Annotated in this window: 22 protein-coding genes; 5 read left to right on the top strand and 17 right to left on the bottom strand. The window is 56.7% G+C overall.

What is annotated here, in order from left to right; genetic code table 11:
- Positions 1-4: 4 nt before the first annotated feature.
- The 5 genes from ACJSDX_RS06730 to ACJSDX_RS06750 are packed head-to-tail and all read right to left on the bottom strand — an operon-like array spanning position 5 to position 4,955.
- Positions 5-1,171 (bottom strand): nucleotide sugar dehydrogenase, encoded by a 1,167-nt coding sequence (locus tag ACJSDX_RS06730; RefSeq protein WP_407994049.1) that lies wholly within the window; start codon positions 1,169-1,171, stop codon positions 5-7.
- Positions 1,168-2,118 carry a GDP-L-fucose synthase family protein gene (locus ACJSDX_RS06735; RefSeq protein ID WP_407994050.1) on the bottom strand — a complete coding sequence of 317 codons (951 nt, stop codon included), beginning with the start codon at positions 2,116-2,118 and terminating at the stop codon, positions 1,168-1,170. Before ACJSDX_RS06735 ends, ACJSDX_RS06730 begins: the two co-directional genes overlap by 4 nt.
- A 4-nt stretch (positions 2,119-2,122) precedes the next feature.
- Positions 2,123-3,208, bottom strand: coding sequence for a GDP-mannose 4,6-dehydratase (gmd, locus tag ACJSDX_RS06740; RefSeq protein WP_407994051.1), 1,086 nt, complete (start codon positions 3,206-3,208; stop codon positions 2,123-2,125).
- Complete coding sequence (locus ACJSDX_RS06745; protein WP_407994052.1) at positions 3,205-4,617, bottom strand: mannose-1-phosphate guanylyltransferase/mannose-6-phosphate isomerase; 1,413 nt, start codon at positions 4,615-4,617, stop codon at positions 3,205-3,207. The genes gmd and ACJSDX_RS06745 overlap by 4 nt, the downstream gene beginning before the upstream one ends.
- A complete protein-coding gene (locus tag ACJSDX_RS06750; protein ID WP_407994382.1) occupies positions 4,614-4,955 on the bottom strand; it encodes a MarR family EPS-associated transcriptional regulator in 342 nt (113 codons plus the stop codon). Before ACJSDX_RS06750 ends, ACJSDX_RS06745 begins: the two co-directional genes overlap by 4 nt.
- Before the next feature lie 130 nt (positions 4,956-5,085).
- Between ACJSDX_RS06750 and ACJSDX_RS06755 the strand changes: the two genes are divergently transcribed.
- From ACJSDX_RS06755 to ACJSDX_RS06765, 3 genes are all read left to right on the top strand, one after another.
- Positions 5,086-5,784, top strand: a complete 699-nt coding sequence (locus ACJSDX_RS06755; RefSeq protein WP_407994053.1) for an SDR family oxidoreductase — start codon at positions 5,086-5,088, stop codon at positions 5,782-5,784.
- Positions 5,759-6,874 carry a PA0069 family radical SAM protein gene (locus ACJSDX_RS06760; RefSeq protein WP_407994054.1) on the top strand — a complete coding sequence of 372 codons (1,116 nt, stop codon included), beginning with the start codon at positions 5,759-5,761 and terminating at the stop codon, positions 6,872-6,874. The genes ACJSDX_RS06755 and ACJSDX_RS06760 overlap by 26 nt, the downstream gene beginning before the upstream one ends.
- A gap of 122 nt (positions 6,875-6,996) precedes the next feature.
- Positions 6,997-7,158 (top strand): hypothetical protein, encoded by a 162-nt coding sequence (locus ACJSDX_RS06765; RefSeq protein ID WP_407994055.1) that lies wholly within the window; start codon positions 6,997-6,999, stop codon positions 7,156-7,158.
- Positions 7,159-7,254: 96 nt separating this feature from the next.
- On the opposite strand, the gene ACJSDX_RS06770 is transcribed toward ACJSDX_RS06765, so the two are convergent.
- From ACJSDX_RS06770 to typA, 8 genes are all read right to left on the bottom strand, one after another.
- Complete coding sequence (locus ACJSDX_RS06770; RefSeq protein ID WP_309565049.1) at positions 7,255-7,650, bottom strand: Hsp15 family ribosome-associated heat shock protein; 396 nt, start codon at positions 7,648-7,650, stop codon at positions 7,255-7,257.
- Between the two features lies 1 nt (position 7,651).
- Complete coding sequence (locus ACJSDX_RS06775; protein ID WP_407994056.1) at positions 7,652-9,796, bottom strand: Lon protease family protein; 2,145 nt, start codon at positions 9,794-9,796, stop codon at positions 7,652-7,654.
- 38 nt (positions 9,797-9,834) lie between these two features.
- Positions 9,835-10,284 (bottom strand): molybdopterin synthase catalytic subunit MoaE, encoded by a 450-nt coding sequence (gene moaE / locus ACJSDX_RS06780; RefSeq protein WP_407994057.1) that lies wholly within the window; start codon positions 10,282-10,284, stop codon positions 9,835-9,837.
- Positions 10,285-10,536 carry a molybdopterin converting factor subunit 1 gene (moaD, locus tag ACJSDX_RS06785; protein WP_407994058.1) on the bottom strand — a complete coding sequence of 84 codons (252 nt, stop codon included), beginning with the start codon at positions 10,534-10,536 and terminating at the stop codon, positions 10,285-10,287.
- Complete coding sequence (locus tag ACJSDX_RS06790; RefSeq protein WP_287110344.1) at positions 10,533-10,712, bottom strand: hypothetical protein; 180 nt, start codon at positions 10,710-10,712, stop codon at positions 10,533-10,535. Before ACJSDX_RS06790 ends, moaD begins: the two co-directional genes overlap by 4 nt.
- Before the next feature lie 5 nt (positions 10,713-10,717).
- The gene (locus ACJSDX_RS06795) at positions 10,718-12,040 is read right to left on the bottom strand and encodes a DNA recombination protein RmuC (protein ID WP_407994059.1); all 1,323 of its coding nucleotides are present in this window, start codon (positions 12,038-12,040) and stop codon (positions 10,718-10,720) included.
- Positions 12,041-12,311: 271 nt separating this feature from the next.
- Entirely contained in the window at positions 12,312-14,033 is a 1,722-nt protein-coding gene (locus ACJSDX_RS06800) for a tetratricopeptide repeat protein (RefSeq protein WP_407994060.1), read from the bottom strand.
- 249 nt (positions 14,034-14,282) lie between these two features.
- On the bottom strand, positions 14,283-16,091 hold the full coding sequence (typA, locus tag ACJSDX_RS06805; protein WP_407994061.1) for a translational GTPase TypA: 1,809 nt from the start codon (positions 16,089-16,091) through the stop codon (positions 14,283-14,285).
- Between the two features lie 346 nt (positions 16,092-16,437).
- On the opposite strand from typA, the gene ACJSDX_RS06810 reads away from it, so the two are divergent.
- Together ACJSDX_RS06810 and ACJSDX_RS06815 are read left to right on the top strand one after the other, a co-directional pair.
- Entirely contained in the window at positions 16,438-17,853 is a 1,416-nt protein-coding gene (locus ACJSDX_RS06810) for a DEAD/DEAH box helicase (protein ID WP_407994062.1), read from the top strand.
- Between the two features lie 30 nt (positions 17,854-17,883).
- Positions 17,884-19,239, top strand: a complete 1,356-nt coding sequence (locus tag ACJSDX_RS06815; protein WP_309565041.1) for a DEAD/DEAH box helicase — start codon at positions 17,884-17,886, stop codon at positions 19,237-19,239.
- A 62-nt stretch (positions 19,240-19,301) separates the two neighbouring features.
- On the opposite strand, the gene ACJSDX_RS06820 is transcribed toward ACJSDX_RS06815, so the two are convergent.
- The 4 genes from ACJSDX_RS06820 to ACJSDX_RS06835 form a co-directional block, all read right to left on the bottom strand.
- Positions 19,302-19,715 carry a group II truncated hemoglobin gene (locus tag ACJSDX_RS06820; RefSeq protein WP_407994063.1) on the bottom strand — a complete coding sequence of 138 codons (414 nt, stop codon included), beginning with the start codon at positions 19,713-19,715 and terminating at the stop codon, positions 19,302-19,304.
- 3 nt (positions 19,716-19,718) lie between these two features.
- Positions 19,719-20,921 (bottom strand): formate-dependent phosphoribosylglycinamide formyltransferase, encoded by a 1,203-nt coding sequence (purT, locus tag ACJSDX_RS06825; RefSeq protein WP_407994064.1) that lies wholly within the window; start codon positions 20,919-20,921, stop codon positions 19,719-19,721.
- A 98-nt stretch (positions 20,922-21,019) separates the two neighbouring features.
- Positions 21,020-22,438, bottom strand: coding sequence for a sigma-54-dependent transcriptional regulator (locus tag ACJSDX_RS06830; protein WP_309565038.1), 1,419 nt, complete (start codon positions 22,436-22,438; stop codon positions 21,020-21,022).
- A 29-nt stretch (positions 22,439-22,467) separates the two neighbouring features.
- Positions 22,468-24,804 (bottom strand): TonB-dependent receptor, encoded by a 2,337-nt coding sequence (locus ACJSDX_RS06835; protein WP_407994065.1) that lies wholly within the window; start codon positions 24,802-24,804, stop codon positions 22,468-22,470.
- Between the last annotated feature and the right edge of the window lie 21 nt (positions 24,805-24,825).

Below are 24,825 nucleotides of genomic sequence, written 5' to 3' on the forward strand. Positions count from 1 at the left end.
TAACCTAATCCAAACCAAACAAATCACGCGTGTATACCTTGCCAGCAACATCCTCTATCTCGGGGGTCATTCTGTTGGCCACAATCACATCTGCATTGCTCTTGAATTCATGCAGATCGCGGCATACGCGTGAGTTAAAGAAACTATCCTCCTTAAGTACGGGCTCATAGATCAATATCTCAGTACCCTTAGCCTTGATGCGTTTCATGACCCCCTGCACGCTGGATGCTCTAAAGTTATCTGAGCCGGACTTCATGATCAGACGATAAATTCCCACCACCTTGGGCTTTCGCTTGAGGATATCCTGAGCAATAAAGTCTTTTCTGGTGGTGTTGGCATCGACAATCGCATTAATCAGGTTTTGAGGTACATCCTGATAGTTAGCTAGGAGTTGTTTGGTGTCTTTGGGCAGGCAATAGCCACCATACCCAAATGATGGATTGTTGTAGTGACTGCCAATGCGTGGATCAAGACACACTCCTTCAATAATTTGCTGAGTATTTAAATCATGCGTAAGCGCATAAGTATCCAACTCATTAAAATAGGCTACTCTCATTGCCAAATAGGTGTTGGCAAACAACTTAATGGCTTCTGCCTCAGTTGAGCCTGTAAAAATAGTTGGAATATTTTCCTTTAATGCTCCCTCTTGCAATAAATGTGCAAATTTTTGTGCAATTGGTGAGTAATCTCCCACGACAATACGAGAGGGATAAAGATTATCTTGCAACGCTTTACCTTCTCGTAGAAATTCTGGAGAAAAAATAATCCGCTCATAGGAAAATTTTGCCCTAGATTTGGCTGTATAACCTACCGGAACAGTCGATTTAATGATAATAGTTGCATCGGGTGCGATACGCCTTACATCAGCGATCACATTCTCTACTGATTGTGTATTGAAATGGTTTGTCTCGGTGTCGTAATCGGTGGGAGTTGCGATAATGACAAATTCAGCATTTTTATAAGCATCATCCTTGTCTATAGTGGCTCGGAAATGAAGTGTTTTAGTTTTAATATAATCAATAATTTCTGCATCAACAATAGGCGACTTTCGCTGATTAAGAAGCGCAACCTTGCTCGCATCAATATCATAAGCAACAACCTCATTCTGCTGTGATAGCAGTATTGCATTTGACAAACCAACATATCCAGTACCAGCCACTGCAATTTTCATTTAGCATAGTCCTCATAGGTACAGGCAATCCCATCATCGAGCGATATCCTTGCCTGCCAACCCAGCTTTTTAGCGAGATTTACATCTAGCAATTTGCGCATGGTGCCATCAGGTTTTGTAGCATCCAATACAATTTCACCCTGATAGCCAACGATAGCCTTCACTTTATTGGCTAATTCAGAAATAGTCAGATCTTCACCACAACCAATATTGATAAGAGGCGGCTGATCCGTTGCTAGATGTTGCGCTAATTTCTCTGGAGAAATCTGCAAAAAATGGATGCAGGCTTCAGCCATATCATCGCTGTGCAGTAACTCTCGCCTCGGCATACCTGTTCCCCACACAGTAACAGTTGGGCTACCGGATTGCCTAGCTTCATGAAATTTCCTAATGAGTGCAGGCAAGACATGCGATGTCTGCAAATTATAGTTATCCCCAGGCCCATAAAGGTTAGTAGGCATAACGGCAAGGTATTGCGTACCGTACTGACGATTGTAACTCCAGCACATTTCGATGCCGGCGATCTTGGCTAGTGCGTAAGGACGGTTAGTCGGTTCCAGCGGGCCGGTCAGGAGATACTCCTCTTTAATGGGCTGCGTGCAATCTCGTGGATAGATACAGCTTGAGCCAAGAAACAGCAGACGTTTCACCCCGGAGAGATAGGACTGATGGATGACATTGGTTTGTATGGCCAGGTTTTCATGGATGAATTCTGCCGGATAGATGTTATTGGCGTGGATGCCCCCTACTTTTGCCGCCGCAAGCAACACATACTTTGGTTGCTCTGCTTCAAAAAATTTCTGCACGGCAGACTGGTCTGTCAAATCCAGCTCTGCGTGTGTACGTGTCACAATGTTTTGATAACCAAGGCGCTGCAATTGACGGATAAAAGCGGATCCTACCAAACCGCGATGCCCTGCTACATAGATTTTTGCATTTTGTTCCATGAAATTACTCGTTGTAGTCGTAGGCAGCAAAGCCGTGCTTTTTGACAAGTTCGTCACGCTCGGCGCTCTTGAGGTCTTCACGCACCATTTCAGAGACGAGTTCCTGGAAGGTGGTCTTAGGAGTCCAGCCGAGTTTTTGTTTGGCTTTGGTCGGGTCACCCAGTAAGGTTTCAACTTCGGTCGGACGGAAGTAGCGTGGGTCGACCTGGACGATGGCTTTGCCATTGGCGTCATAGCCCTTTTCTTCTACGCCTTCGCCCTTCCAGGTAATGGCAATATCGAGTTCCTTGGCAGCAGCGTTGACGAAGTCACGCACGCTGTATTGCACGCCTGTGGCGATGACGAAGTCTTCTGGATGGTCTTGTTGCAGCATGAGCCATTGCATTTCGACGTAGTCCTTGGCGTGGCCCCAGTCGCGCAAGGCATCGAGATTACCGAGGTAGAGACTGTCTTGCAGGCCTAGCTTGATACGGGCCAATGCACGGGTGATCTTGCGGGTGACGAAGGTTTCGCCACGCAACGGGCTTTCGTGATTGAAGAGGACGCCGTTACAGGCGTAGATGCCATAGGCTTCGCGGTAGTTAACGGTTATCCAGTAGCCGTAGAGCTTGGCGACGGCATAGGGGCTACGTGGATAGAAAGGTGTGGTTTCTTTCTGCGGCACTTCTTGTACAAGGCCATAGAGCTCAGAAGTAGAGGCTTGGTAGAAGCGAGTCTTTTTTTCCAGGCCGAGGATGCGGATGGCTTCAAGAATGCGCAATGTACCAATACCATCGGCATTGGCGGTGTATTCCGGGGTTTCAAAGCTGACGGCAACATGACTCATGGCAGCCAGGTTGTAGATTTCGTCTGGCTGGACTTGCTGGATGATGCGAATAAGATTGGTGGAGTCGGTCAGGTCGCCGTAATGCAGAATGAAGTTCTGATTGTCGACATGCGGGTCTTGGTACAGGTGGTCGATACGATCGGTATTGAACAACGATGCACGGCGCTTGATGCCGTGGACTATATAACCTTTACTCAATAGAAATTCAGATAGATAGGCGCCATCCTGCCCGGTAACACCCGTAATCAAAGCAACCTTGCTCATTGTTTCTCACACCTTCCATAAGTATCTTCAAAGCGGACAATATCGTCCTCTCCAACATATTCACCGCATTGCACTTCGATGATATGCAACGGCACATCTCCCGGATTCGATAATCGGTGACGGTGGGTTTTGGGAATATATGTGGATTCGTTTTCTGTTAATGTGACTTCCCGATCGCCATTGGTAATGCGGGCAACGCCGGACACTACCACCCAGTGTTCAGACCGGTGGTGATGCATTTGCATTGAAAGGCTGGCGCCGGGGTTGACCGAGATGCGCTTGATCTTGAAATTGATGCCTTCCTCCAACACGGTATATGCTCCCCAGGGACGCTGAACTGTCCGATGCAGCTCGGTAAGCTCAGGTTTTTGCTTCTGCACCAACGCCACCAACTGCTTGATGTCCTCGGTCCGTCCGCGATCACAGATCAAGGTGGCATCAGCGGTCTGGATGATGGCGAGGTTGCTGACACCCAATGTTGCCAATAAGCCATGCGTGTTCCATAACAGGCTGTTGTTGGTATCCAAAGCGATGACGTCGCCCTCGCAGACATTGTCATCGGCATTCTTGCCATTGCGCTGATAGATCGAATCCCAATTGCCTAGGTCGCTCCAGGCCATATCGACCGGTACGACAGCGGCGCTGCTCACTTTTTCAGCCAATCCGTAGTCAATGGAAACATTGGGCAGTTTTGCATATTCTTCGGCCAGGTTTCCGCTATCGAGCTTGCTTATCAATGCACTGATTTCAGGCTGATGTTCGGCCAGCAATTGCATAAAGATATCGGCACGGAAAACGAACATGCCGCTATTCCACAAATAGCCTTGCGCCAGGAACGCTTCAGCATTGGCCCGGTCGGGCTTCTCCACGAAACGGGCGACTTCGTATATGGCATGCCCGGAATTGCCTCCGACAGTCGTATCGGCAGGCTGGATATATCCGTAACCGGTTGCCGGCTCGGTCGGCGATATGCCAAGCAGGGTGAGGTATCCCTGGGCCGCTCCCTCTTCCGCAGCAGTCCAAGCCTGATGGAAAGCTTCTTCATTATCAATCGAATGATCAGAAGGAAAGACGCCGACGATCGCGTCCGGGGATCGAAGATGGATGCGGCTGACAGCCCATGCAATGGCAGGCAGTGTATTGCGGGCGCACGGTTCTGCCATGACGCCGTTGATTGCCTCCGGCAGGATGTCGGCAAGCTGGCCCTTGACCTCGAACTTGTGATCCTCGTGAGTGACGGTAATCAGGTTACTGGACTGTACATGACGGGAAAGACGCAGCGCAGTTTGCTGAAGCAAGGTTTCCTTGCCGTTCAAGGCAAGCAGTTGCTTGGGCCGCAATGTGCGTGACAACGGCCATAGCCGTGTCCCAGAACCGCCGCAAAGCATCACGGCATAGCGCTCGCTCATTTGGCCTCCTCATCTACGAGTTCACCTGCTGCCCGGCGCAGCTCTTCAATTTCCGCCTGCAGGTTTTCATATTCTTGCATTTTGTATTTAAGGAAGCGCATGGTGATACCGGCTTTCTCCTCTATCCCTTTAGGCGTCAGCACATACATATAGGCCAGCTTATTCTTGCTGTTGCGGAAGTTGGAAACCTTGAGCAAGCCGACTTCAGCCAAGGCCTTGAGGCAGAAATTCGTCTTTCCCAGGCTGATACCCAAAGCCTTCGCCAGCTCACGCTGGCTGATCTCCGGCTTTTCCTGCACCAGCTTGAGGATCTTGTACCGGTATTCGTCGGTGAGCATGAATATATTGGATCGCACTGCGTTCAAATGATGAACGCAGTTTACAAAAACTTTTCAATCCTCACAACCCTGAAAAATTCACCCCCGGATGTTATCCTAGTTAGCCCTAGTCACTACGGAGCATTGAAGCATGGCAACTGTCCTCATTACCGGCGCCAATCGGGGCCTGGGCCTTGAATTCACACGGCAATATGCCGAAGCCGGCTGGCATGTATTGGCCTGCTGTCGCCAGCCGGAATCGGCCGAGGAGCTGTTGCAGCTTGCATCCCGTTTCAAGGACTTGGTCAGCGTGCATAAGCTGGACGTGGGCAATTTCCACCAGGTGGACGAATTGGCCGCCTCGTTGTCAGGCCAGCCGATTGACGTATTGATCAACAATGCCGGGATTTACCCTGATGGCCCAACCCAGTTCTTTGCAGATGCGGATTATGAAGCATGGATCGAGGCATTCCGCATCAACAGTCTGGCGCCGTTCAAGATGGCCCAGGCCTTCACTCCCCATTTGAAACAGGGGCAGGTCAAGAAGCTTGTCAATATGACCAGCAAGATGGGCAGTATTGCGGACAACACCAGCGGCGGCAGCTACATATACCGTTCCAGCAAGACCGCGCTCAATATGATCACCAAAAGCCTGGCGATCGAACTGGCAAAAGAAGGCATTACGACTCTGGTGCTGCATCCCGGCTGGGTGCTGACCGATATGGGCGGCCCCAACGCATTGATCAACACCGAGCAGAGCATCAGCGGCCTGCGCCAGGTGATAGACCATGCCACGCTTGCGGATGCAGGCAAATTTTACGCATATGACGGGCAAGAAATCCCCTGGTAATCCATTGCACGCCCATGCCGTGCTGCGCCCGTTGGTGTTCAAGGGGCGCGGCGCGATCAGCAACCACAGCGGCCGCTTCGATCATCTGCAACATGCGGATATCGATGACGGCTGGAGCAACCTGGAACAAGACCTGGCGCCGCTTGCCACCGAAGTGCTGATCGACAGCACGCGCAGCATCATTAACTGGGTCAAATCACCGGACATCCCTTTCGACCGCTCCATCAATCCCTACCGCGGGTGCGAGCATGGATGCATTTACTGCTTTGCGCGCCCTACCCATACCTACCTGGGCCTTTCCGCCGGGCTGGATTTCGAAAGCCGCATCCTGGTCAAGCCGGATGCGGCACGCCTGCTGCGCAAGGAGTTGAGCAATAAGAATTACCGCTGCGCGCCCATGGCGATGGGAACCAACACCGACCCCTACCAGCCGCTGGAAAGGCAGCAACAGCTCACACGGCAGATCCTGCAGGTATTGGCGGAGTTCAAGCATCCCGTCAGCATCGTCACCAAGGCCGCGATGGTGGAGCGCGATATCGACATCCTGTCCGAGATGGCTCGTGAGGGGCTGGCCCAGGTGTTTATTTCAGTCACCACCTTGAGCAACCAGATCAGCCGCACGCTGGAGCCCCGTGCAGCAGCGCCACAGCGCCGCCTGGAGACGATCAGGCGCCTGCATGCGGCCGGGATTCCGGTTGGCGTGATGACGGCGCCGGTTATCCCGGTGCTGACTGACCCGGAAATGGAAGAGATACTGGCTGCCGCCCACGATGCCGGGGCCGCCAGCGCGGGTTATGTGCTGTTGCGGCTGCCCCTGGAGGTTGCGCCGCTGTTCGAGGAATGGCTGCAGCACCACTACCCGCTCAAAGCCAGCCATGTGATGAGCATCATCCGCCAAAGCCGGGGCGGGCAAAACAACCAGTCCGAGTTCCATGAGCGCATGAGGGGCAAGGGCATATTCGCCGACATGATCCGCCAACGCTTCAAGCTGGCGACCAAGAAACTAGGGCTCAACCAGCGCAACCTGGAGATGAATGCCGGGCTGTTCCGACCGCCAGGGAAACCTGAACAAATTGGCTTGTTCGATTAGATCAAGCAATATATCAAGCTTCCCAACAAAAGCAACCAGCCGCGATTTTACTGCAATATGAAAGGTGGAGTTTTAACACTCAAGATAAAAAGCGTAAGATACGAGCGAAAGGAGTCTAGCACATGAGCACACAAGAACACGATTTAAGGAAAATCGACGCAGAGATTGCCAAACTGATCGCTGAAACCAGCAAGATCAATGCCGAGGCAAAATGGTATCCATTCATTGCAGTGGCCGGTATTTTTGGTGCTGCCATTGTTATTGTGAAGCTGTTCTTGAGTTAGACAAATAGCATTCATCTAAATTTAAAAAGCCCTCTTCATGAGGGCTTTTTCATTAATATCATCAGGTATTGCAACGAACAAGCCTGCAGTACTTAGTCACCAATCAATACCGGTAAACTTCTTGATATCGCGGCGCTGGCGCTTGGTGGGGCGCCCCATGCCGCGTTCGCGCTGTGCATGCTCATGCTCGCGGGTCACGGCAAGGTTCTCGCGCTTGGCCATGCTTTCAGGGGTTTCTTCATACAATAGCGCCGCTTCTGGCGCGCCGCGGCGTTGCGTGCTAAGCCCGCGCACGATGACTTCCATTTCCAGCTCCTTGCGGCGGATGTGAATCACTTGCCCCAGACGGACTTCCTTAGCCGGCTTAACGCGGTCTCCGTCCACATGTATCTTGCCGGTATCGATGGCATCCGTCGCCAGGCTGCGGGTCTTGAAAAATCTTGCGGCCCAGAGCCATTTGTCCAGGCGGCACTTGTTGTCCTGTTCGCTCATGCTATCGGCCTGTAGGGTGGTGATTACGCTGGTAGATGTCCTGGTAGGCCTGCAAGCTGCGCTGCACATGGCCAAGCACACTGCCGGCCGGATAAACACCGGCCGCATCCGCACTGCCTGCCGCCAACCCGGTCAACAGCTCTATCCCGTCCAGCACATGCTCCATGGCATAGAGATGGAACCTGCCCTCCGTCATTGCACGGATGACATCCTGATGCAGCAGCACGTGGCGCAGGTTGCTTGCCGGCAGCAATACGCCTTGCTGGCCGTCGAGCCCCAGCTTTTCGCACAGGCGGAAATGCCCTTCTATTTTTTCGTTGATCCCGCCTATCGGCAGCACTTCCCCATGCTGGTTCAATGCGCCCGTCACTGCGATGCCTTGCGCCAACGGCAGGCCAGAAAGGCTGGAAAGCAAGGCATACAGCTCGGCGCACGAAGCGGAATCGCCCTCCACGCCGTGATACTCCTGCTCGAACACCAGTGAAGCGTTGAGCGACAAAGGCGCCTGCTGCACGAACATGGCGGCCAGCCAGTGCTGCAGGATGAACATGCCCTTGTCATGCTGCGGCCCCGTCAGCTTGACCTCGCGGTCGATATTGATGATGCCGTGCCGGCCGGGATGGCAGCGTGCGGAAATCTGCACCGGCGACCCGAACGCGGCATCCCCCATGTCGATATGGGTCAGGCCGTTGATGCGCCCGACCTGGCGCCCCGTCACCGCTATCTTCAGCTCGCCGTCAAGGATGGAATCCCTGATCTGCTCCTCGGCATAATCGTGGCGCTGCCGCGTTGCCGACAACGCCTGCTCGACCTCTGCCGCATCGACTGCGCCGCCCTGTGACGCCAAGGCCGCCGCCTCATGCAGCAAAGGCAGCAAGCGCCCAAGCGCCAGACTGACCCGGGACTGGTCCTCCTCCCACTCGTGCAATACCTGGAGCAAACGCGCTACCGCGGCGGCAGTGAAATGCGGCAAGCCATTTTCAGCCGAACAACGCGCGATATAGCCGGCTACCTGGCGATACACATCGGGCGTGGCTTTTGCGCTGTCCGCGAACTCGACCTTAATGCGGAAATATTCCAGGAAGGCTGCATGTTGCTCGTGCAGGTGATAATAATCGTCGCGGCTCGCCACCAGGATCAGCTTGAAATCGAGCGGCAGGGCATCGGGCGTCAGCGCATTCAATGCGGCATTGCCTGAGGCGCTGCCCGCATCCTCGATCTGCAGCTTGCGGTTGCGCAATACGCGCCCCAGCTTTTCCAGCAATGGGTTCGCCCCTGCCTGCTGGTCGCCAAGGATATCCTCCAGGTGCAGGATCAGCACGCCGCCGTTGGCGCGCAACAAATTGCCTGCCTTGAGGCGCATGAAATCCGCCAAATGATGGTCAGCCGATGCCTCCACGCCTCCAAACAGCGAGGTATGGCTGGGATCGTCGTCATAGATGACTGGGCTTCCGGCGAGGTCGTGGTTGCTGAGCAGGAGATTGGCGCGAAACCGCCCGAGAAAAGCTTCCTGCATTTCATCGGTTTCGTTATTGGCCGCCAAGGCGAACAGTTCGGTATTATCGAGCACTTCCTGCACTAGCTGCGCTGACCAGCGGTCGAACAGTTCAGGTTCAAGCAGGCCCGGCAGTATTTGCTGGCGAATCTTCGCCAGCTCTTGCTCCAGGGACGACTTGAGATTGCCCTCGGGGCTAATGACTGCAGGGCTGCCATGCCGGGACTCGCCCGGAATTCTTGACTGCAGCAGGGCGGGAATGGTCCGCAATTGCCTGCGTGCAAATTGGTCGAGCAAATGCCGCAGCTCGCTCCCCTTGCCTGCTTGCAGGCGCAGCAGGATTGGCTTTTCCGGCAGCTGGAAGTTCAGCAGGTACACCAGGTCCGGCGGCACCGGCTGCTGCGCCAGCGCCCGTTCCATCAGGCTCTTCATCAACGAGGTCCGGCCGGAACCGGGCTCGCCGATCACCAGCATATGGTAGCCGGGATGCTGCATGCGCAAGCCTAAGCTAGCCGCTGCAAATGCACGCTCCTGGCCTATCCATTGTGTCGCATGCCGGTCATCCGGCAGCAATTCTGCGGTGGTATCGAATCCCAGGGTGTGCGGATGAATGGATATATTGAGTTGTTGCGGTGTCAGCTTGCTTAGCATCAGATGGGCATGTTGTCAGGGTTGAGGTTGCAGGAATGCTATTGCCAGCGCTCGCGCGCAGACTGGTCGCTTTCGCGGGAATCCAGCCATTTTTCACCTTCCGGAGTCGCTTCCTTTTTCCAGAAAGGCGCTTCGGTCTTGAGATAGTCCATGATGAACTCGCAGGCGGCAAAGGCATCGCCCCGGTGTGCGCTTGCCACGACGACCAGCACGATCTGCGCCTGCGGCTGCAGCGTCCCGATGCGATGGATCACGACCGCATCGAGTATCGGCCAGCGCTGTCTTGCCTGCTCGATAATGGCGGCAAGCGATTTCTCGGTCATGCCTGGATAATGCTCCAGCGTCAGGCTGGAAACGGCATTGCCGTCATTCAGGTCGCGCACCTGCCCGGTGAACGACACCACCGCGCCCGCCTGGGGGTACTGCAGACGCAAGCGGGTGATTTCCTCGCCTACGTCGAAATCCTTCTCCTGCACGCGTGCCGTCATTCAGCCTCCCGTGACGGGCGGGAAGAATGCTACCTCGTCGCCCGGCTGCACCAGCGCCGAATCCGGCACCAGTTCCTGATTGACGGCCGCACGCAGGCTGGCGTTGCCGGCAAACTGTTCCTGCCAGGCACCGCCGCGCCCGGCCAGCTTGTGCTTCAATGCGGAGATAGTTCCAGGCTCAGGCCATTCCAGGTTTTCGCCATCGATACCCAGCGTTTCGCGCAACCTGGCGAAATACAGCAGTTGAATCATGCGCCGGTCACGTCCTGATCGGTCACCGGGCCGCGCTTGCCATTGATGGCATCCATCATCAGCACCAATAATTTTTGCTTGTGCTCTTCATTGTCCATCAGGCTCGAACTGAAGGTGATGCCGAACTTGCTGGCATATTGCTGGATCAGCATGATCAGGCCTTGTTCATCGCTCATATTGCTTACTCCTCTAAATCGTTGTCGGGCAATGCCAGGCCGGCCTGCGGCTCGCCTTCCAGTTCCACGCGCTCGATCTGCGCAAAGCGGCGCGATATCTTCTGGCTGGTGGTGTGCACGTCCTGCACGTCCTCGTGCGCCTGGCGGATATGGTCGGCAAGCTTCTTCATGCGCACGTCGAAGCGCGAGAACTCCTTGGAAAGCTTGCCCAATTCGTCCTTGATGATATGCACCTGCTTGCGCGTCTCCACATCCTTGAGCACGGCACGCGCGGTATTGAGCACCGCCATCAAGGTGGTGGGAGACACGACCCATACCCTGCGGCTCATCGCGTAATCGACAAGGTCGGGATGATAGGCGTGGATCTCCGCAAACACCGCCTCTGCCGGGACGAACATCACCGCGCCGTCCGAAGTGACGTTGGGGATGATGTACTTGCCGGCGATGTCATCGACATGTTTTTTGACATCGGTTTTGAACTGGCGTTGCGCGGTAATGCGTTCCGCATCGGCAATGTCGCGATCCAGCATGCGATGATAGTTTTCCAGCGGGAACTTGGAATCCACCGCCACGGTGCCGGTGGGCTCGGGCAGGAACAAGGCACAATCCACACGCGTGCCGTTGCTGAGCACGTGCTGCATGGCATAGGAGGTCACCGGCAATACGTTGCGCACCAAGGCTTCGAGTTGCACTTCGCCGAAAGCGCCGCGGGAGCGCTTGTCGCCAAGCAGTTCCTGCAGGCTCACCACGTTGGTGGTCAGGCCGTCGATCTTTTTCTGCGCTTCGTCGATGGTGGCCAGGCGTTCCATGACGCGCACAAAGGTATCGTTGGTCTTCTTGAAGCCTTCGTCGAGACGCTCCGAGACCTTGCCGCCGATCTGCTCCAGCCTGCCATCCACCGTCTTGGTCAAGGCTTCGATACTGCCTGTGAGCTGCGTCGTGGCCTTGAGCATGGTGTCCTGGATCAATGCCTGCTCGGCCTTGCCCTGTTCGGCCAATGTGACATGCAAGCGCTCCAGCATGGTTTCGCGCGTTTGCGCCAGGTTGGCTATTTGGCTCAACTCCAGCGCCTTCATGGCATCGCGCGTCTGTTGCAGCTCTTGCGCCACCGCAGTGCGCAGGCGCTCCGCCTGTTCACTTGAAGATTGGTTGAGGCGGTCCCCCAGTTTATTCAGACCGTCATTGAGATCGCGCAGCATCTCGCGGTGCTTTTCCTCCAATTGCTGCAGCAGCCGGTTGGCGTCACCGCCCCGTGTTTGGCGATAGGCGAGCCAGAGCAGGAGCAACAGGGAGGCGAATGCGGCAAGGAGGAGCAATATATCTATCATAGGGATGAAATTATAACGCATCCCTCGCCGGCGTCTGCTGACCTTTTAAGGCAGCTAACAAAACTCTCCCGACGTTGTTGCGCTGCCTTGTCGTACTGCTTGTAGTGTCTGCGGCAGAGCGCCTAGCCAGGATCGCTTCACGGAGTCTTGTTAGCCGCTCTTAGTTGGCGGCCGGATTGCGCTTCCAGCAGGAAGAAAAAACCAGCAAAAAAAGGCCGCCCGGACCAGATCAGGGAAAGCAAGGAGAAGCCCGGGGCGGCCAGAAAACGATCTAGACGAATACTCTCAATGACCAGGCCGATAATTCCGCAATCTCGGCCACAATCAGGTTGAATGCTGCCAATGCCATGACCTTCATGCTGTTGAAGCTCAGCATGCCTTGGGAAAACCGCGCCGACGGCTTGATATCGAACGCAATGCAGATGCGCTCCTCGTCCGAGTGAAACGGTACGGTGCGGTGGAAGAGCGAGGATGGAAACAGCACGATATCGCCTACCGAAGGTCTGATGGTCTTCACAGGGAAATCGTCATGCAGCTTGGGATAGTCGTCGCCATGGGTGCTGAACTCGATGCAACCGTCGTCGCCTCCCTCCACCTGCCGCGGCAATGCCAGGTAGACGCAGCCGCTCAGCCAGCCGATCTCGTGGATATGGGAAGTCAGGTGCCCGCCTTGGCGCATGCGCACGTACCAGGAGCTGGCGAACTCGACCTGTTCGGGAAAGTGCCGCATGAGGTCGCAGTCCCGTCCCTGGAATGCCTGCGCATAGGCCGATACCTCGGCGCGGATCAAGTCGGCAAGCTCGCAGAATGAATCCTCCTTGCGCTTGAACAGGTTGCCGGCAGACTGCATGCCATGGTGCAGGCGGCCTTGCTTGCGCTCGGCGATTTCCGTGAGCTGGATGTCGTCGAGCAATTGCGACAGCAAAGCGCTGCCCGGCTCTGCCAGGGGTTTGATGCTGCGGTGAAAGATGAAATCCATGGGTTGCTTGCAGAAGCGGTAGGCATCCTCGATATGGAAGTTGGTCGCATAATGCGTGGACAAGGTCGCGAGGAAAGGCGAGACATGCTCCCTGGCTGCCAGCATGGGCAGCAAGCGGCGGCGAAATATCTCGTACTGCTCCGACTTGTAGAGGCAATAGAGGATTCTCTCTTGCCAGTCTTCCTGCTGCGAATCCTCGAAATAGGGGATCGCTTCGATGAAGCGCCCGGCATCGTAAAGGAACTGCGCCATATTGAAGGAGGCCGCCCGGTGGCCTGGCTTCATGCGCAAGGCCTGTAGGTAGCAGGTCACGGCGTTTTCCATATTGCCCTGGTCGCGGAACACCTCGCCGAGGTTATTGTGCGCATCGGCATAGTTCGGCTGCAGGGCAATCGCCTGGCGGTAATGCGAAATGGCCTGCTCCAGCCCGCCGCGGTCGCGCAAGGCGGTCGCCAGGTTGAAATGTCCTTGCGCATGGTCGGAAATCGCCAGCGACTGGCGATAGCATGCAATCGCATCATCGAGATGGCCCTGCTGCTGCAAGGCGGTGCCCATGGCGCCATAAGCCTCGAAAAAACCCGGCTCGATCACGACGGCTTGGCGGTAGTGCTTGATCGCCTCGTCAAGCGACTGTTTTTTCTGCAACAAGGCGCCAAGGTTGAAATGCGCTACCGCGAGACCCGGGCTGATCTGGATGGCCCGCCGATAAGAAGTGACCGCTTCATCGTCATGCCCAAGCTGGGACAAAACCGATCCAAGATTGAAGTGCATCTCGGAAATCGAGGGATTGATGGCCAGCGCCTTGCGGTAGCACTGCACCGCGTCCTGGAGCTTGCCCTGTCCCTCGAGCGCGACCCCAAGCACGTTGTAGACGACCAGCGCCCCGGGATATTGCTTGAGCAATGCGCGCGCCCTTGCCTCCGCCGCATTCAACTGGCCAGTATTGTATAGGTTGAAAAGCGCATGAACCTCGCCCTGGCCAGGCTGCCTGGCCGCCTGCACACCTTGCTTCATACCACATCTCCATAGTTCATTATATGCATTGCGGCTCTATCGGCCGCTGATGCAAAACCGTACCGTTCCCCACGGTGCGGGATATATACAATTTTGTATATTTATAGGCATTCTGCATGAAGGGGCATCACCCTGGCAATAGTTTCTGTTACAAATTTGAAACAATTTTAGACACGACGCCATTGCCAGGCCTTGAAAAGAAAAAACCCCGGCAAGCCGGGGTTTGGTTTATTCCGATATAAAGAACGATTAGTCCTTAGCGGCACGCTTGCGCTCGTGCTCCAGCAGGTAGCGCTTGCGGATACGAATGTTCTTGGGGGTGATTTCCACCAACTCGTCGTCATCGATAAACTCGACCGCGGATTCCAGGGTGAGCTGCACGGGCGGGACCAGGCGCACAGCTTCATCGGTGCCGGAAGCGCGGACGTTGGTCAGCTGCTTGCCCTTGATCGGGTTGACCACCAGGTCGTTGTCGCGGCTATGGATACCAATGATCATGCCTTCGTATAGCTTATCCCCAGGGGAAGAGAACATGCGGCCGCGATCCTGCAGCTTCCACAAGGCATAAGCCACGGCTTCGCCCTGTTCGGAAGAAATCAGCACCCCATTGCGGCGGCCAGGCATATCCGCCTTCACCGGGGCGTATTCGTCAAAAATGTGCGCCATGAGGCCGGTACCGCGCGTCATGGTGAGGAATTCGCTCTGGAAGCCGATCAGGCCGCGTGCCGGAATCTTGTATTCCAGGCGGGTGCGGCCATTGCCGTCGGACTCCATGTTCTGCAGCTCGCCGCGGCGGCGGCCCAGCTCTTCCATCACGGCGCCCTGGCAGTCGTCTTCCAGGTCCACCGTGAGGATTTCATATGGCTCGCACTTCTGGCCGTCGATTTCCCTATACACCACGCGAGGCTTGCCCACGGCAATTTCATATCCCTCGCGGCGCATGTTTTCCAGCAAGATGGTCAAGTGCAGTTCGCCGCGGCCGGAAACGCGGAATACATCCGCATCGGCCGTATCTTCAACACGCAACGCCACGTTGGTCAGCAGCTCCTTGTTCAGGCGGTCGCGGATCTGGCGGCTGGTGACGAACTTGCCCTCGGTGCCTGCCAGCGGCGAGGTATTCACCATGAAGTCCATGGTCAGGGTAGGCTCGTCCACGGCAAGGATGGGCAGGCCGGCAGGATTGTCGCGGTCGGCCACGGTGACGCCGATGCCGATTTCCTCGATACCGGAAATGATGACGATATCGCCGGCCTCGGCTTCTTCCACCTGTACGCGCTCCAGGCCGCGGAAGCCCAGCACCTGGTTGATGCGGCCCTGGGCGACTTGCTCATCGCCCTTCATGACGGAAACGACCTGGCCGGGCTTGATGCGGCCATTGCGGATGCGGCCTACGCCCAGGCGGCCAGTATAGGTAGAGTAGTCCAGCGCGGAAATTTGCAGCTGCAGCCCGGCGTCGCTATCGCCCGCAGGAGGCTGCACATGGCTCAGGATAGTCTCGAACAAGGGGCGCATATTGTCGGAAGGCTTGCTTATGTCCAGCGTGGCAAATCCATTCAGCGCAGAAGCATACACAACCGGGAAGTCCAACTGCTCGTCGGTAGCGCCCAGGTTGGCGAACAGGTCGAAGGTCTGGTTGATCACCCAGTCGGTGCGCGCGCCGGGGCGATCCACCTTGTTGATCACCACAATGGGGCGCAGGCCGAGCGCAAGCGCCTTCTTGGTCACGAAGCGGGTCTGCGGCATCGGGCCTTCAACGGCATCCACCAGCAATACCACGCCATCCACCATGCCCAATACGCGCTCCACCTCGCCACCGAAGTCGGCGTGTCCCGGCGTATCGACGATATTGATGTGGGTGCCCTCGTAATTGACGGCAGTGTTCTTGGCAAGGATCGTGATGCCACGTTCCTTTTCGATATCACCGGAATCCATGACACGTTCTGAAACCTGCTGGTGGGCGGCAAATGTGCCCGCCTGTTGCAGGAGCTTGTCCACCATGGTGGTCTTGCCATGGTCAACGTGGGCGATGATGGCGATATTACGGAGGGCGCGCGACATGTGTGATTACTCTATTTGCGAAAAAGTGCGCGATTTTAACACAGACTTGATTAAATCCGCGTGAAAACCTTTGACAAATTGAGGACAAGCTATATACTGCCGGACTGATTCAATTCTCTATGAGTTGATGATTCATCGCCCTAGCCTCTCGAAGCCTGTGCAATTTTACGGCTCTCTTGCTTTTGTTACCGGTTAGTGGCTATGCCCGTGCGCCGGTAAGAATGCTAAAAAAATTTAGTCATTGCGCCTGATACTGATACTGCCAACAAGGCAGGTTCACTATGGCTGCTTGCGCCCTTTTGAGGCCTTTCCGAGGCCTCGTCAGTTTTCCTTGAAAGGGAATTTTGTGTCTTTTGAAAGTTTGAACCTACATCCTGCCATCCTGCGTGCCTTGACCGAGGCTGGCTACAACACCCCAACACCTATCCAGGCCCAGGCGATTCCTGAAGTCCTGGAAGGCCATGACCTCATGGCCTCTGCCCAGACCGGCACCGGCAAGACCGCCGCGTTCACCCTGCCAGCACTCAACCTGCTTGCAACACCGCATCCAGCCAAGAGCCGCGGCCCGCGCATCCTGGTATTGACCCCGACCCGCGAACTGGCCGCACAAGTAAACGATGCGGCGCGCAAATACGGCAAGTTCCTGCGCGCCCGTACTGTCAGCATCGTCGGCGGCATGCCGTACCCGTTGCAGAACAAGCTGCTGTCGCAGCCGATTGATATTCTGGTAGCAACGCCAGGCCGTCTGCTCGACCATATGGAGCGCGGCCGCATCGACATGTCCCGCCTGCAGATGCTGATCCTGGACGAAGCCGACCGCATGCTGGACATGGGCTTCATGCCGGATATCGAGCGCATTTCCTCCGCCTTGCCGGGCGAACGCCAGACATTGATGTTCTCCGCCACTTTCGAAGGCCAGATCGCCAATATCGCCAAGACCCTGCTCAAGGATCCCAAGGTCATCCAGATCGCGGCGCAAAAGGAAAAGCACGCCAATATCGAGCAGAAACTACTGTTCGTCGACGACATGGCACACAAGAACAAATTGCTCGAGCATTTGCTGATCGCCCCTGACGTCAACCAGGCCATCGTCTTTACCTCGACCAAGCGTCATGCCGACCTGCTCGCGGAAGACCTGTATGCCGCCGGCCACAAATCCGCCGCCCTGCATGGCGACATGACACAGGGCGCACGCAACCGCACCCTGACCAAGCTGCGTCATGGCGATGTGCGCGTATTGGTGGCTACCGACGTCGCGGCCCGCGGCATCGACGTGCACGGTATTACGCACGTCATCAATTACGACCTGCCGAAGTTTGCGGAAGACTACGTCCACCGCATCGGCCGTACCGGCCGTGCAGGCAATACCGGCGTTGCGCTCTCATTTGCCTCGCACATGGACAGGCACCAGTTGCGCAAGATCGAGCAATATACCGGCCAGCGCCTGGAAATTTCCGTGATCGAAGGCCTGGAGCCCAAGCGCCCCGCTCCGCGCATGGATCGCAACGACAAGCCGCGCAGCGGCCGCCCCGGCCAGCGTCCAGGCGGCAATGGCGGCGGCTACAAGTCGCGAGGCCAAGGCTATGCCGGCAATCGCGACAACAATGGCTCACGCCCGGAAGGCCGTACCTTCGGCGACCGCGCTGCCAGCGGTCGCGGTGATGCTGCCCGCGGCAATGCCTCCCGAGGGGGCGACAAGTTCGGTGCCGCCAAGCGCCATGACGGTGACCGCCCGGCACGCCGCCCACGTAGTTTTGCTTAATTAAACTTGTACAACACTACCGAAGAAAACGTGAATACAGAGACTATCAGCTTTGCATCGCTCAATCTGGCGCCTGAACTGCTCAAGGCGCTGGATGAGTCGGGTTACACTACTCCAACGCCAATCCAGGCGCAGGCCATCCCGGTGGTCCTGCAAGGCGGCGACCTGATGGCAGGCGCGCAGACGGGGACCGGCAAGACCGCCGCGTTTACCCTGCCCCTGCTACAACAGCTACTTCCGTTGGCAAGTTCCAGCGCATCGCCTGCCCGGCACCCGGTCAGGGCGCTGATCCTGACGCCGACACGTGAATTGGCTATCCAGGTGGAAGAAAGTGTCAAGACCTATGCCAAGCATACGCCGCTGCGTTCGCTGGTTGTCTTCGGCGGAGTGGATATCAAGACCCAGACGCCCTATCTCATGAAAGGGGTGGAAATCCTGGTGGCCACCCCGGGCCGCCTGCTTGACCATGTGGAACAACGCACGGTGCAACTAGGCCAGGTGCAGATGCTGGTGCTGGACGAAGCCGACCGCATGCTGGACATGGGCTTCATGCCCGACCTCAAGCGCATCCTCGCGCTGCTGCCGAAAAAACGGCAGAACCTCATGTTCTCAGCGACATTCTCGCCTGAAATCAAGAAGCTTTCCGAAGAGTTCCTGACCAAGCCCACGCTGATCGAAGTCGCCCGCAGCAACGCGACCTCCGAAAACGTGACGCAAAAAATCCTGCTGGTGGAAAGCGAGCACAAGCAGCACGTGCTGGCCGACTTGCTGCGCAAGGAAGCGACGCAGGTCATCGTCTTCACCAAGACCAAGCTCTCCGCAAGCCGCCTGGCGCGCCACCTGGAGCGTGAGGGCATTGCCGCCGGCGCGATTCATGGCGACAAGAGCCAGCTTGAGCGCATCCAGGCGCTGGACGCCTTCAAGCAAGGCAAGATCACGGCATTGGTGGCGACCGACGTGGCCGCACGCGGCCTCGATATCGACCAGCTCCCCATGGTGATCAACTACGAGCTGCCCAGCGCCGCCGAGGACTACGTACACCGCATCGGCCGTACCGGCCGCGCAGGCGCTTCCGGCATCGCGATTTCCCTGGTGGCCAGCGAGGAGGAGAAATTCCTCAAGGAAATCGAGAAGCTCATCAAGCGCGAATTGCCGAAGGAACAGGCCACTGCTCCCCAGCCTTCACGCCGCGGCCAGGAAACCCAGCGGCAGAAGTCAGGCAGCGTTGCGCCGCGCCAGCGCCAAACCGCCCGCAATAAAGAAGATGAATGGTTCTTCAAGCCATATGAGCCTTCCACAGATGCGCCGACGCCCAAGCCCATGCATTCCCGGGAAAAGTCGAAGAAAGAGATTCCCGCCCTGCTCGGCGGGTTGAACCGCAAGTAATAAAAAAGGCGCATCCAGCGCCTTTTTTATTACCTTCAGACAATCCAGCAAATCATCCTGGGCTAACCTTCGCGGTTGCGCATGAAATCCGCCACGCCATAAAGCGCAGCCCCCATTTTCTCGATGATGGCCTCGTCCACGCCGGTATCGTGCATGGCCTTGACCATGCAATACATCCATTGGTCGCGGGCGGACTCATCAATCGGGAATGGCATATGCCGCATGCGCAGCCGGGGATGCCCGTAACGCTCCATGTAAAGCTGCGGCCCGCCGGTCCACCCGGTCAGGAACATGAATAGCTTTTCGCGTGCCGACGTCAGGTCTGGCGTATGCATGGCACGAATTCCCGCAGCGCGCGGGTCGGTATCCATGATGTCGTAAAAGCGCTCCACGATGGCGCGAACCTGCTCCGTCCCGCCCAGCAATTCGAACAGGGTAGCCTTGCTGCTCCCTGGCTCGCCTATCTTGTCCAGCATCTCTCAAATTCCATCGTGCGTTCTGACCAGCCTTGCCGCCTTGCGTGCGCGCTCGCGCGCTTCTTGTACATCGTCTGCGGTCGCCAAGGCCACGCCCATGCGGCGGCGCTCGAATGACTCCGGCTTGCCGAACAGTCGTACATCGGCCTCCGGAACGGCCAACGCCTGCTCGACGCCCTCGAACACGAGTTGCCCGCTGTCCCGCCCGCCATAAATCACGGCACTGGCCCCGGGCCGGCTCAAGCTGACATTGACCGGCAAGCCCAGAATAGCGCGCGCATGCAGGTCGAACTCGCTGAAACGCTGGCTGCCCATCGTCACCATGCCGGTATCATGCGGGCGCGGACTGACTTCGGAGAACCAGACCTGGTCGCCCTTGATGAACAATTCGACCCCGAATAACCCCAGCCCTCCCAAGCTTTCGGTCACCGCCCGTGCAATCTCCTGCGCACGATCCAATGCCAATGCCGTCATGGGCTGCGGCTGCCAGCTCTCGATATAGTCGCCCTTTTCCTGCAAATGGCCGATAGGTTCGCAGAAGCTCGTCTCAACTTCGCCCCCTGCATTCAAGGCGCGTACGGTCAACAGGGTGATTTCATAGTCGAAATCGATCTGCCCTTCGACAATCACCTTGCCCTGGTTCACCCGTCCGGCCGTGGCGGCATATTCCCAGGCGGCGGCAATCTGCTCGGGGGAAGTGATGCGGGATTGACCCTTGCCGGACGACGACATGGTGGGTTTGATGAAACAGGGATAACCGATGCCGCTTTCAATCGCTGCCCGCAACGACTGCTCGCTATCGGCAAACGCATAAGGCGAAGTCGGCAGCCTGAGCTCCTCCGCAGCAAGGCGGCGTATGCCTTCACGATTCATGGTGAGCTGCACGGCCTTGACGGTGGGAACCACGCGGGTATGCCCGGCCGACTCGACCTCGGCCAATAACCGGGTGTTCAGCGCCTCGATCTCGGGCACGATCAGGTGGGGGGTTTCCTTGTCGATCAACTCGCGCAAGGCAACGGGGTCCGTCATGTCGATGGCATAAGCGCGATGCGCGACCTGGTGGCCGGGTGCGTTCTGGTAACGATCAACTGCAACCACCTCGACCCCCAGCCTCTGCAAGGCGATGATCACCTCCTTGCCCAATTCCCCGCTGCCAAGCAGCATGACACGCGTGGCCACAGGACTGAGAGGGGTACCGATCTTCATGAACACTCCGGAATTGAATAGCATGGAAATGCCCGGAATGATACCACGAGCAGCGCATTGACGCCGTTCAGGCAAGCGCCAGACGATACCCTGCACGCTCAAATCTTGATGCCGTGACGCTCCATGCGGTAACGCATCGCCATGCGGGTAATGCCCAATTGGCGGGCGGCTTCCGACACATTGTTGTTGGATTGGCGCAGCGCGTTCTCGATCAGCACTTTTTCTGCGGATTCCAGGGTGACGCCACGCTCCGGGATCGCCATGGCCTGCTCGGCCTGTATGCTCCCCGGCAAGGCCAGGTCATGCGGCATGATCTGGCTTTCGCGGCTGAGCAACACGGCACGGCTCACCTGGTGCTTGAGCTCGCGCACGTTCCCGGGCCAGTGGTAATCGCGGATCATCTGGCTGGCGTCCACGGAGAACGGCCGCGGCTGCAACCCGTAGCGACGTTCGGTTTGAGCGGCAAAATGCTTGGCCAACAGCAGGATGTCATCCCCGCGTTCGCGCAACGGCGGCATGTTCATGGTCAATACGTTGAGGCGGTAGAACAAGTCGGAGCGGAAACGGCCCTCCAGCACCATTTGGTGCAGGTCGCGGTTGGTTGCGGCCACGAACCGCGCCAGCACGGGATGTTCCTTGGTCGAGCCGAGTCGGCGCACCATGCGCCTTTCCAGCACGTTAAGCAGTTTTGCCTGCAGGGCCAACGGCAACTCGCCGATCTCGTCCAGGAACAGGGTGCCATCCTCGGCGGCCTCGATCAGGCCGCAACGGGAGCCTTGCGCACTCGTGAAAGCGCCTTTTTCGTGGCCAAACAACTCGCTCTCGATCAACTCGGCAGGCAAGGAAGCGCAATCCACATGCACGAAAGGCCGGTCGCTGTTCGCACATGACAAGTGCAGCAACCGTGCGGCCACGTCCTTGCCCGTGCCGGTTTCTCCCTGGATCAATACGGTTGGCGGAATGGCATCGGAAAAAGCCACCAGCTGCGCAAATCGCGCTATCTGCGCCTTCACGCTGCTCATGGCCGGGCTGTCGCCCAGAAGCTCGACGCCTTCGGCAGCATGCATGTTGCGCTGCCGCGAATAATCGAGATGATGTTTTAATTGGGTGGCAGCTTGCGCCTTTTCTATCGTCAGGAGCAGCTCATCAAGATCCACCGGCTTCTTGAGGTAATCGGTTGCCCCCAGCTTCATTGCATACACTGCATCCGCCACTTCGCCGTAGGCCGTCATGGAAATCACGGAAATGCCTTTGGCGACCAGCTCTGGCAATAAATCCAGGCCGTTGCCGTCGGGCAGGCGCATATCCAGCAATACCAGATCAGGCGCCATCTGCCGCACAAGCTCACGCCCCTCTTCAAGCGTGGCGGCATGCTCGCAGTCATATCCCGCCTGCTGTAGCCGCTTGGCCACAGCACGCGCAAAAATCACTTCATCCTCGACGAGCAGGACACGTACCTTGGGCCCAGATCGTCCGACCTGAAACTTCTGATCCTGCCCAGCTACCTGTTCCTGCATCGCGAGGTCACTCCTTAATACAACTTAGCTTAGTTGGAAGATACTAAATTCTTGGGACCACCAAACTCCCAGCGCACGCCTACCCAGCCTGCGCGTGGAGCACCAGGAGCCCGCAAGCTCGCCCGGTGATCTTCGCCGCCATCATAAGTGCCGTCAGCCAGGAAATAGGATTCCCCGATCATGCCGCCACTGCTGTATTCGCGATCGAAAATATTGATGGCCTTGGCAAACAATTGCCAGCCGTTGCCGAAGTTATAGCGGGTATCCAGATTAACGATGGTGTAGCCGCCCAGCTTCGCACCTTCTCCCTGGTCCTTGTTGTTTTCGTTGCCATGGGCATATTGATCGGAGAACATCAGGACATTGGTTCCTATGCTCCACTTCGGCGTAATGGCATATTCACCACGGAACTTCAGGCGGTGGGCAGGAATGGCAGCCAGGCGATCACCCTTGTTGACGTTGATGCTGCCACCAGAGGCGGTGGTATTCACCTCGTTGACCAACTCAAGATCGCTCTCATAGGTCGCCTTGATGTAGCTATAGCCCAGCATCCAGTTGAAACCGCCGTGATTGCCCATCAGGCTGGTGTCCAAGCCCATGCGTCGGGTTTTACCCACATTGTCGAAGTAGCCCCTGCCGTTAGTTCCAGGTACATAGATGAACTGGATATCGTCGTAGTTCTGCGCACGATACACACTGGCCGTCCAGCGCAAGTCCTCGGTCAAATTGCCACGTACTCCTGCTTCGTAGGTTTTCGCCACCACCTGTTTCAGAGGTGGATCACCCGCCATCGCATTAGGCAGCTTGCAAGACTCTTCAGGATTGGCGCACCCTAATTCGATAGCGGTCGGCGCGCGGCTGCCTTCGTTGTAGGAACCATAGAACGTCCAATCCTTGGTTGGCGTGAAATTCAGGCCGATTGCCGGATTGATGCGGTTGAAACTGTGATCGCCAGACAGTGATTCGTCACCACTCGCAACCAGATGATCACGATTCTCCACCTTTGTATGGTTGTAGCGCGCGGACATCGTCAGGTGCCAAAAGTCGTTGAGCGACAGGGTATCAGTTGCAAACAGGCTCCAGGTACGCGTGCGCCCTGTCAGTTCAACCTCGCCTTCATCGCCAAACAAACCAATGCCGTTTACGCCGCGGCTTGACGTCAAGTTTCCAAACTCTGTCGATTGGCTGAACCGTGTCTTGCTCTGATCAAAACCGAACCCAACGATGAATTGGTTTTTCTTTTGCAACCAATCCTGGTTGAAACTCAACTGAGTAGTAAAGCCATAACTGTCCTTACGTGCACGGCTACGATTAAGGGCGCCTGCACATGACTCCTCGGCATCTTCGGGGTTAGTCAAACTACTACAGTCCGCCATATAATCATTATCATCCACGTCATCGTTGCCATCCCCGTTCAAGGTACGGGTCCTGGACTGGCGATAATAGACGTTGCCGCTCAGCATCACTTCATCATTGAACCAATGCGAACCGGTCAGATTGAGGAAAGACAGGGTGTTGCGTGTCTGGTCCGGACGGGTGAGGATGGTGTCGCGACCCAGCGCGCGCATCATTTCCGACGGCACCAGTCCGTTGCCGATCATGTCGTTGTCGGCGCCGGTATAGCTTAGGTCCAGTTTGGTGGTTTCATTCTGCCAGCCCACCTTGGCGAACAATTGCCGCACATCAGTCGGGGAATGGTCGCGCCAGCCGTCCTCACGGAATGAATTGGCCGTGATGAAGAAATCAACCGAGCCGTCCTCGGAAACACCGCCATACTCGACAGATCCAGTCTTGCGGCCCCATGAGCCAACGCTGGCCTCCAGGGCAGCACCCTGGTTGTCGCGGCCGCTCTTGGTTTGCAAGGACAAGGCCCCGCCCAGGGTATTCAAGCCGAACAGCGGATTGGACCCAGGGATCAAGGACATATTGGCAAGCGCATTGACCGGGATCAGGTCCCAGCTCACGACATCGCCAAACGGTTCGTTGACGCGCACGCCGTCCACGTATACGGACAAGCCCTGCGGCGTACCCAGCAATGGGGATGCGGAATAGCCACGGAAACTGATATCGGGCTGGAACGGATTATTCTGCGTATCGTTGACATTGACCGCAGGCACATTGTTTTGCAGGTAGTCTGCAATCGTGACGCTGCGCTGCTTTTGCATTTGAGGGCCGGTGATGAGCTGGATGCCTGCAGGCACTTGCGCCAATGGCAGACCGAGCGAAGGCAGCGGCGTCGTGCCCACCACGTTGACCTTATCCGTAGTGATAGGCGTTGCATCTGCTGCATATGCCTGGAAGCTGATACAGGCATTGGCAACCAGCACAGCAACCGTGCTCAACCTCAGATTCTCTCTCTTTAACATACAATCCTTCCATAGTTGTTG

The sequence above is a fragment of the Methylobacillus draconifructus genome (assembly GCF_045984355.1).
Taxonomy (GTDB): domain Bacteria; phylum Pseudomonadota; class Gammaproteobacteria; order Burkholderiales; family Methylophilaceae; genus Methylobacillus; species Methylobacillus flagellatus_A.

What these genes read in the sequence shown, in the direction of transcription:
- ACJSDX_RS06730 (WP_407994049.1), bottom strand. Translation starts at nt 1,171, where the DNA reads ATGAAAATTGCAGTGGCTGGTACTGGATATGTTGGTTTGTCAAATGCA.
- ACJSDX_RS06735 (WP_407994050.1), bottom strand. Translation starts at nt 2,118, where the DNA reads ATGGAACAAAATGCAAAAATCTATGTAGCAGGGCATCGCGGTTTGGTA.
- gmd (WP_407994051.1), bottom strand. Translation starts at nt 3,208, where the DNA reads ATGAGCAAGGTTGCTTTGATTACGGGTGTTACCGGGCAGGATGGCGCC.
- ACJSDX_RS06745 (WP_407994052.1), bottom strand. Translation starts at nt 4,617, where the DNA reads ATGAGCGAGCGCTATGCCGTGATGCTTTGCGGCGGTTCTGGGACACGG.
- ACJSDX_RS06750 (WP_407994382.1), bottom strand. Translation starts at nt 4,955, where the DNA reads ATGCTCACCGACGAATACCGGTACAAGATCCTCAAGCTGGTGCAGGAA.
- ACJSDX_RS06755 (WP_407994053.1), top strand. Translation starts at nt 5,086, where the DNA reads ATGGCAACTGTCCTCATTACCGGCGCCAATCGGGGCCTGGGCCTTGAA.
- ACJSDX_RS06760 (WP_407994054.1), top strand. Translation starts at nt 5,759, where the DNA reads ATGACGGGCAAGAAATCCCCTGGTAATCCATTGCACGCCCATGCCGTG.
- ACJSDX_RS06765 (WP_407994055.1), top strand. Translation starts at nt 6,997, where the DNA reads ATGAGCACACAAGAACACGATTTAAGGAAAATCGACGCAGAGATTGCC.
- ACJSDX_RS06770 (WP_309565049.1), bottom strand. Translation starts at nt 7,650, where the DNA reads ATGAGCGAACAGGACAACAAGTGCCGCCTGGACAAATGGCTCTGGGCC.
- ACJSDX_RS06775 (WP_407994056.1), bottom strand. Translation starts at nt 9,796, where the DNA reads ATGCTAAGCAAGCTGACACCGCAACAACTCAATATATCCATTCATCCG.
- moaE (WP_407994057.1), bottom strand. Translation starts at nt 10,284, where the DNA reads ATGACGGCACGCGTGCAGGAGAAGGATTTCGACGTAGGCGAGGAAATC.
- moaD (WP_407994058.1), bottom strand. Translation starts at nt 10,536, where the DNA reads ATGATTCAACTGCTGTATTTCGCCAGGTTGCGCGAAACGCTGGGTATC.
- ACJSDX_RS06790 (WP_287110344.1), bottom strand. Translation starts at nt 10,712, where the DNA reads ATGAGCGATGAACAAGGCCTGATCATGCTGATCCAGCAATATGCCAGC.
- ACJSDX_RS06795 (WP_407994059.1), bottom strand. Translation starts at nt 12,040, where the DNA reads ATGATAGATATATTGCTCCTCCTTGCCGCATTCGCCTCCCTGTTGCTC.
- ACJSDX_RS06800 (WP_407994060.1), bottom strand. Translation starts at nt 14,033, where the DNA reads ATGAAGCAAGGTGTGCAGGCGGCCAGGCAGCCTGGCCAGGGCGAGGTT.
- typA (WP_407994061.1), bottom strand. Translation starts at nt 16,091, where the DNA reads ATGTCGCGCGCCCTCCGTAATATCGCCATCATCGCCCACGTTGACCAT.
- ACJSDX_RS06820 (WP_407994063.1), bottom strand. Translation starts at nt 19,715, where the DNA reads ATGCTGGACAAGATAGGCGAGCCAGGGAGCAGCAAGGCTACCCTGTTC.
- purT (WP_407994064.1), bottom strand. Translation starts at nt 20,921, where the DNA reads ATGAAGATCGGTACCCCTCTCAGTCCTGTGGCCACGCGTGTCATGCTG.
- ACJSDX_RS06830 (WP_309565038.1), bottom strand. Translation starts at nt 22,438, where the DNA reads ATGCAGGAACAGGTAGCTGGGCAGGATCAGAAGTTTCAGGTCGGACGA.
- ACJSDX_RS06835 (WP_407994065.1), bottom strand. Translation starts at nt 24,804, where the DNA reads ATGTTAAAGAGAGAGAATCTGAGGTTGAGCACGGTTGCTGTGCTGGTT.